Annotated in this window: 8 protein-coding genes and 2 pseudogenes; 6 read left to right on the plus strand and 4 right to left on the minus strand. The window is 67.0% G+C overall.

Annotated features, from left to right (window positions below; all coding sequences use genetic code 11):
* A pseudogene (locus tag B9S58_RS31835) lies at window positions 1-786 on the minus strand (transposase); the annotation flags it as partial.
* A 77-nt stretch (window positions 787-863) separates the two neighbouring features.
* Between B9S58_RS31835 and B9S58_RS31840 the strand changes: the two are divergent.
* Window positions 864-1,013: pseudogene (locus tag B9S58_RS31840) on the plus strand (zinc finger domain-containing protein); the annotation flags it as partial.
* On the opposite strand, the gene B9S58_RS31845 reads toward B9S58_RS31840, so the two are convergent.
* The gene (locus tag B9S58_RS31845; RefSeq protein ID WP_103535384.1) at window positions 986-1,384 is read right to left on the minus strand and encodes a helix-turn-helix domain-containing protein; all 399 of its coding nucleotides are present in this window, start codon (window positions 1,382-1,384) and stop codon (window positions 986-988) included. The pseudogene B9S58_RS31840 and the gene B9S58_RS31845 overlap by 28 nt on opposite strands.
* A gap of 435 nt (window positions 1,385-1,819) precedes the next feature.
* Here B9S58_RS31845 and B9S58_RS31850 point away from each other — a divergent pair, with 435 nt between their 5' ends.
* Both B9S58_RS31850 and B9S58_RS31855 read left to right on the plus strand, forming a co-directional pair.
* Entirely contained in the window at window positions 1,820-2,005 is a 186-nt protein-coding gene (locus B9S58_RS31850) for a hypothetical protein (RefSeq protein WP_103535385.1), read from the plus strand.
* The gene (locus B9S58_RS31855; protein ID WP_103535386.1) at window positions 1,995-2,732 is read left to right on the plus strand and encodes a hypothetical protein; all 738 of its coding nucleotides are present in this window, start codon (window positions 1,995-1,997) and stop codon (window positions 2,730-2,732) included. Before B9S58_RS31850 ends, B9S58_RS31855 begins: the two co-directional genes overlap by 11 nt.
* A gap of 487 nt (window positions 2,733-3,219) precedes the next feature.
* On the opposite strand, the gene B9S58_RS31860 is transcribed toward B9S58_RS31855, so the two are convergent.
* Both B9S58_RS31860 and B9S58_RS31865 read right to left on the minus strand, forming a co-directional pair.
* Complete coding sequence (locus B9S58_RS31860; RefSeq protein ID WP_103535387.1) at window positions 3,220-3,729, minus strand: GNAT family N-acetyltransferase; 510 nt, start codon at window positions 3,727-3,729, stop codon at window positions 3,220-3,222.
* 25 nt (window positions 3,730-3,754) lie between these two features.
* On the minus strand, window positions 3,755-4,528 hold the full coding sequence (locus B9S58_RS31865; RefSeq protein ID WP_103535388.1) for a GntR family transcriptional regulator: 774 nt from the start codon (window positions 4,526-4,528) through the stop codon (window positions 3,755-3,757).
* Between the two features lie 158 nt (window positions 4,529-4,686).
* Between B9S58_RS31865 and B9S58_RS31870 the strand changes: the two genes are divergently transcribed.
* The 3 genes from B9S58_RS31870 to B9S58_RS31880 all read left to right on the plus strand — a co-directional run.
* Complete coding sequence (locus B9S58_RS31870; RefSeq protein WP_258045162.1) at window positions 4,687-5,019, plus strand: hypothetical protein; 333 nt, start codon at window positions 4,687-4,689, stop codon at window positions 5,017-5,019.
* Window positions 5,016-5,243, plus strand: coding sequence for a hypothetical protein (locus tag B9S58_RS31875; RefSeq protein WP_103534981.1), 228 nt, complete (start codon window positions 5,016-5,018; stop codon window positions 5,241-5,243). The genes B9S58_RS31870 and B9S58_RS31875 overlap by 4 nt, the downstream gene beginning before the upstream one ends.
* The coding region (locus B9S58_RS31880) for a replication initiator (protein WP_374935726.1) at window positions 5,240-6,232 on the plus strand (993 nt) is incomplete at its 3' end. The genes B9S58_RS31875 and B9S58_RS31880, both read left to right, overlap by 4 nt.

Consider the following 6,232-nt stretch of genomic DNA (forward strand, 5'->3'; position numbering starts at 1 on the left):
TGGCGGCCTGGTCCTTCTTCTCCGGGATGACTGCCTTGATGTTGCGTTTGCGTAGGTAGGAGCGGTTGCCTCGGGAGGAGTACGCCTTGTCTCCGGCGACCGCGTCGGGCCGGGTTCGGGGACGGCCGACCGGGAGGCGAACCCGCATCTTGTTGAGCACGGGGATGAACTGCGGGCTGTCGGCGGCCTGTCCGGCGGTGAGCGTGAGGACGAGCGGTCTGCACTTGCGGTCGGCAGCGACGTGGACCTTGCTGGTCTGCCCGCCCCGCGAGCGGCCGAGCAGGGCGGCCTTCAGGCGGAGCTTGCGGCGTCGCCGGACGCGTCGCCGTTCGACCCGCCCGGCCTCGACGTCGGTGTCGTGCCCGACTTGTTCCTCGCTGTCGCCCCCTTTGAGCGGGTCCTCTCCTCCTCGGCCGCCTTCTCCAGGGCGTCCAGCGTCTCCGGATCAAGGCGCATCCCGGCGGCGTCGTGGTGGGCACGTGCGGTGGTGGAGTCCACACTGACCAGCGAAAGGTCCACCTCACCCCGCTCCGCGGCCTTCGCGATCAGACCTTCCAGCAGGTTCTCGAAGACCCCGGCGTCCCGCCACTGGCGGAACCGGTTGTACACGGTGGGCCAGGCACCGAACTCGGCAGGCATCTCCCGCCACTGTGCGCCCGAGCGGAACTTCCAGACCACACCCTCGAACTGCTCGCGCAGTTTCGTGGGGTACGGCCCGTACTCGCCGATCGGCAGGTACGGCTCCACGTACCCCCACTCCTTGTCCGTCAACTGTCTCCGCGTCATGCACACCGGACTACACGATCCACCCCCGAAGCGAGGGCGAATCCCGCAGATTGATCACGACTCGATACAGGCCCTAGTCCGGCTACTTCGACCGGTCGCTCGACGCGTACGGCCGGGAGGGCGAGCCCTGCCACCGGTGCGGCACCCCGATGCGCCGCCGAGCCTGGATGAACCGCTCCAGCTACTACTGCCCGCGCTGTCAGCGGCAGCCGCGCGCCTCGTCGTAGCGCGCACGGGCGGAGAGCACCTCGCCCATCCGCCCCTCCACGAGGTGGATCAGCCCGAGGAACTGCTCCGTGACCTCGCGGCCGAACGGGGTGAGCTCGTAGTCCACCCGGGGCGGGTTGACCGGGTGGGCCTCCCGCAGGACGAGCCCGTCGCGCTCCAGTGCGTGCAAGGTCTGGGAGAGCATCTTCTCACTGACTCCGTCGACCCGGCGGCGCAGTTCGTTGAACCGGAGGCTCTCCTCGCACAGTGCGCCGAGCGTCAGACCGCCCCAGCGCCCGGTGACATGCTCCAGCGTCGAGCGCGAGGGGCACTGCCGGGAGAAGACGTCGAACGCGAGGCTGTCCGTATCGCTGTCCGTATCGCTGTTCATACCAAAAGCTTACTCCCGCACAGTGCTCACCCCGAGGGAGCGCTGCGCAGGAGTAAGCGGGTGGTGGGACGGTCTGGACCTCTCCGGGAACGCGGTCCGGAACGGCTCGGTCAGAAGCCGAAGAAGTGACCCGAGAGGTCTGCGAGCTGCGGTCTCGTCATCTATCAAGGCTGTGACCTGCTGCTGACCTGTCGGCAGTTGTCAGCGCTGGTCAACGTTGAGCGTCCTATCACGGCCCCGAGACGGCCCGGAGAATGTCCCTGGTGGGCTTGGCACCCGCTCTCAGGAGTTCTGGCCAGCTACTCCGTGTTCGACGCGGACAGCCAGGAGTAAGCGTTTGGTGCATCCGTCTTGGCGTTTACAGGCCCAGCCTCTAACGTCATTGTCAGTGGTGCCTGCTTCACTTGGCCTTCAAACACCACCAGGGAGCACCCCATGACGACCATGATCCGCGCGACGGCTGCGGAGCTCGAAGCTCAACGGGAACGCCTGCTCGCAGAGGTGCATATGACCTTCGACGAGCTTCGCGACCGGGCCGAGAGCTACAGCCTGAGCAGTGACGAGCTTGACGTCTGGCACACCATCGAGGGCATCGACTACCTTCTCAACGGTGAGTGCTGAAGAAGTTACACTCGATGACAAGGCGGCTGAGTTCGCCGACACGCTGACAGACCTTACGCGGGGAGTGCTCGGTCAAGGCTCCCCGCGTTTCTCTGCCCTGAACGTTGGCAATCGCATCAGAGTCGCGCCTCTGGCTGCGGATGGCCGAAGCATGCGCATCCCCATCAAGATCGATGGGGAGAAGTGCCTAAATCTGCACGTTCAGCACTTCTGCTGCTGGGACGGCCCGAACATGTACCTTGCGGCTGACCGCGCCGACGTGCACGTCTTCTTCGAAGGCGTGCAAGATCCGCTGTTGCGCTACGAGTACCTGCGGCACTCGAAGAACCCTCCAGGGGCCCACCTCCAGGTGCACGCCCACCGGGACGAGATGGCCTACCTTCTCCGCTTGTCCGAGAAGAAGAAGGGGAGGCCAGCGGCGATGATGCGCAAGGGGAAGCTACCCCGACTCTCTGAAATGCACCTGCCGGTTGGTGGGCATCGACTCAGGCCAGCACTCGAAGATGTGCTGCTCTTGCTCGTCCGCGAATTCGCCATCGATGTTGAGGACGGCTGGGAAGCGGTCGTCGATCGGCATCCTCGCAAGTGGCGGATACTCCAACTCAAGTCAGCGGTTCGTGACGCCCACGAGTCCGCAGCAGAGACGCTGCGAGAGATGGGCTACACAGTCGAGTCACCCCAGGGGATGGAGCCTCAGCGGGTGGATTCTCGCCTCTATTGGGCCTGACCTTTGAAACTCCCCACAACTACGTCGCCTTGTGGATCGCCCCAACCCATCACTCGCCCCGGCTCCCATCCCGTCCGCCTTCGACCCACACACCGTGGAGCGGTCGTGGTTCAGGGCGTCAAGGTGGAGCGCGCCACTGTACGAACGACCTTGACGCCCTGGGCCGCGACTGCTCGGCTCTGCCTGGGTCGAAGGTGGTCGGGATGGGAGCCCCACGACGCTCGCCCCGCTCCGGCCGGCACTCGCGAACGGTGCCCCGTCCATCCCGGAGTCTGAGCGCCCCCGCCGGAGGCATCCTCTTGAAGCCGCGGGCTTGGTTTTCGTCTCATGCCCCCGGGCCTATCCAGTTGTGGGCGCGCGTCGGCGGCGGCAGCGCCGAGCGGGCCGAAGGCAGGAGCGCGGGCGCAGCCAGAGCCGGGAAGCGCGCCCGGCGGAGCGGAGCGCAGCCGGGTGCCTTGATGAGGTAGAGAAACCTGTAACTTCCCAGCTAGCTGGCGGGCCAGACGTAGCACTTGGCGGGGATCTGCTGACCGTCTCCGAATTGGTGCGTGGCTCCGCCGATGAACTGCCAGCCCAAGCGTTCGTAGAGGCGAATGGCTGCCTCATCCTTGTCCATCACGTCGAGCACAAGGCTTAGGCCGTTCTCCTCGGCGTAGTCCATGGCTGCTCGCATGAGGCTTTCGCCCACTGCATGCTTCCGCGCAGATCGCACCACGAACAGCCGGGCCAGTACACCGATGCGGGATTCATCCTCTCCGCTCTGCTGCTGCCAGAGGGTGACGGCCTTCTCCCCCTCCGCCTTCATGATCGCGATATGCCCCACTACACCGTCCCGGTGAGCTACCCACGCCTTCACGACTCCCGGCGGCGTGATCCATGCCTCGGGGTCATCCACTCCTTCAACCGGATATCCGTCCGTCGAGTGGACTTCGATCAGGGCTGCCGCCGCTCCGGGAACGTCGGCATCTTCGATAGGGCGAATGGTGGTGTCAGCCACGCGAGTCCTCCAACGGAGCAGTGGGCTAGGAAACGGGCAGCTCGTAGAGGAGCCCGGTTTGATCGGCGCGGTGCACGTACCGGGACACCTCGAAAGGCTCCGTGTTCTGATCCAGGCTCGTGTGGAGCACTTCGAGTACGGGCACCCCTGGCAACAAGTCGAGTACCCGGGCCTCTTCGGGTGAAGGCATCCGAGCGCTGATCTCGTCGCGCACCCGCGTCATCACGTGGCCCAGTTCCTCCAGGCGACCGTAGATCCCGTTTGGCCCTGACTTCGCCTGCATGAGGAGAGTCCCCTCCGCCTCTTCCCAGCGCAGATAGGTGGAGACGATCTGGACCGGCTCGTCGTCCGCGAAGTAATGGTTCTCGCGGTGAACGACGCTCTCGCTGTCGGCCGGGACCTGGAGCCGCTCGGCAACATCAGGAGGCGGCACCTCGCGGGTAATGCTCAGGACGTCGATGCGCGGGACCTTCCCCTGCTTCTTGGCTTCCAGGCGGAAAGGGGTCAGTCCGGTCTCCCGGTTCGCGATTGAGTACCGGTCGCTACCGAAGCGGAAGAGGCGTTGGGGCTCGCGCACGAACACGCCGCGACCGTGCTTCGCAGTCACTAGCCCCTGCTCAGCCAGGAGGCGAATCGCTTCTCGCGCGGTGTTGCGCGCCGCTCCGTACTGCTCGGCCAAGGCTCGCTCGGACGGGAGCTTTTGGCCGGCCTCCAGCTCGCCCCGCTCGATCGAGGCGCGGAGTGTGTCAGCGATTCGACGGCTGGCTGGTTGCTGGGAGGGGCGGTCGGATGCGGTCATGCGCCGAGCATACCAACTGGCTTAAGCCAGCGTCTTGACCCGTGCGCCCCTTCATGCTCAACTGGCTTAAGCCAGTAAGTGGCTCAAGCCAGTTGGGGGCGGCGTTCCTACCGCCAAGCAGACACACCGCCCCCCTGTCCCATCAGGGAGCTTCCATCATGACTGCTTCTGCTGTGGTTGTGCGTCGTTCGGTGCTGGGTCGGGCCTGCCCGGCGTGCGCGGAGTTGCGGTGCGCCGATCCGGCTGAGTGCCTGTACTTCCTGACTTCTCGCCCGTGGGCGGACTGCTCGGAGTGCGCCGGGTCCGGTTGGGCCGGTGAGGACGACTGCCTGTCGGTGTTCTGCTGGGTCTGCAACGGTTCCGGGCTGGAGGAGCACACCGCCCGCTCCGTCGTGCACGCCACCGTCAGCGCCCGGCCCCGCGCCCGCCTCCTCGCCCACATCGAGCGCCTGACCGCCGAGGTCTCCGACTCCGTGGCGGTGGCCGCGTGAGCCTCTTCGACGACGCCCTGTTCGGTGAACGCCCCGACTCGGCGGAGTGGGCGGATGAGATGCGGACCGAGCAGATCGGCGTGTACCTCGACGCCCACGACGTCCGCCCCTACACCCACTTCTTCACCGTGGTCGATGACGCTCACTACGCCGAGGAAGACGCCAAGGTGCGCGGCCTCTACCCGCCGATCGGGCACGGCTACCCGAGGGAGGACGACCAGTGACCTCCTTTCCCGTAGAGCCCTCGGCCGTGGCCGGGACCGCCGCCATTGTGGGCACTGATCCGCTGACGCTGGCTGACCTCTTACGGGTCGCCAACGCCCCCGGCTTCGACCGCTGGCAGGAGCAGGTCCGGCGTACCGGTGGCTGCTCGGACCCGATCCATCTGGAGGGCATGACCACTACCCGGGATGCGAAGTCGGGGCAGGTGCTCTACTCCTACAGCACCCAGGGCGAGCCCGGCGGACGCCTCCGGGTCGCGTGCGGGAACCGGCGGGCCTCCCGGTGCCCCTCCTGCGCCTGGACCTACGCCGGGGACACCTTCCACCTGATCCGCGCCGGGCTCACCGGTGACGTGGCCAAGGGAGCGCCGGTCACGGTGCGCACGCACCCCAAGGTCTTCGCGACGCTCACCGCCCCTAGCTTCGGCCCGGTCCACAACCGGCCCACCCGTGGTGTCTGCCGGTGCGGCACCGACCACCCCGAGGACTCCCCGATCCTCGGCACCGCCCTGAACCCCGGCACGTACGACTACGCGGGCGCGGTGCTGTGGAACAACCACGCCGGGGACCTCTGGCGACGCTTCACCATCTACCTCCGCCGGGAGATCGCTGCCCGCGCCGGCCTTTCCCAGAAAGCCGCCTCCGAGGTCTGCCGGGTCTCCTTCGGGAAGGTCGCTGAGTTCCAGAAGCGCGGCGCGGTCCACTTCCACGCCATCGTCCGACTCGACGGCCCCGACGGACCCGAGACCCCGCCCCCCGGCTGGGCCAGCGTCGCCCTGCTGACGGACGCGATCCAGGCGGCTGCCGCCCGCGCCACGGTCCCGCTCCCGGCCTCCGGCGACCACCCCGCCCGAACCTTGGCATGGGGGACACAGGTGGACGTCCGCCCCATCGGTGCCGGGAGTGCGAACGAGGATCTGTCGGAAGAGGCGGTGGCCGCGTACGTGGCGAAGTACGCCACCAAAGCCGCCGAGACCACCGGCACCGTAGAC

Origin of the sequence: Streptomyces sp. SM11, from assembly GCF_002910905.1 — a bacterium.
Taxonomy (GTDB): domain Bacteria; phylum Actinomycetota; class Actinomycetes; order Streptomycetales; family Streptomycetaceae; genus Streptomyces.

Bases quoted from the DNA above. Each gene is read 5' to 3' on its own strand.
- B9S58_RS31845 (WP_103535384.1), bottom strand. From the start codon at position 1,384: ATGAACAGCGATACGGACAGCGATACGGACAGCCTCGCGTTCGACGTC.
- B9S58_RS31850 (WP_103535385.1), top strand. From the start codon at position 1,820: ATGACGACCATGATCCGCGCGACGGCTGCGGAGCTCGAAGCTCAACGG.
- B9S58_RS31865 (WP_103535388.1), bottom strand. From the start codon at position 4,528: ATGACCGCATCCGACCGCCCCTCCCAGCAACCAGCCAGCCGTCGAATC.
- B9S58_RS31870 (WP_258045162.1), top strand. From the start codon at position 4,687: ATGACTGCTTCTGCTGTGGTTGTGCGTCGTTCGGTGCTGGGTCGGGCC.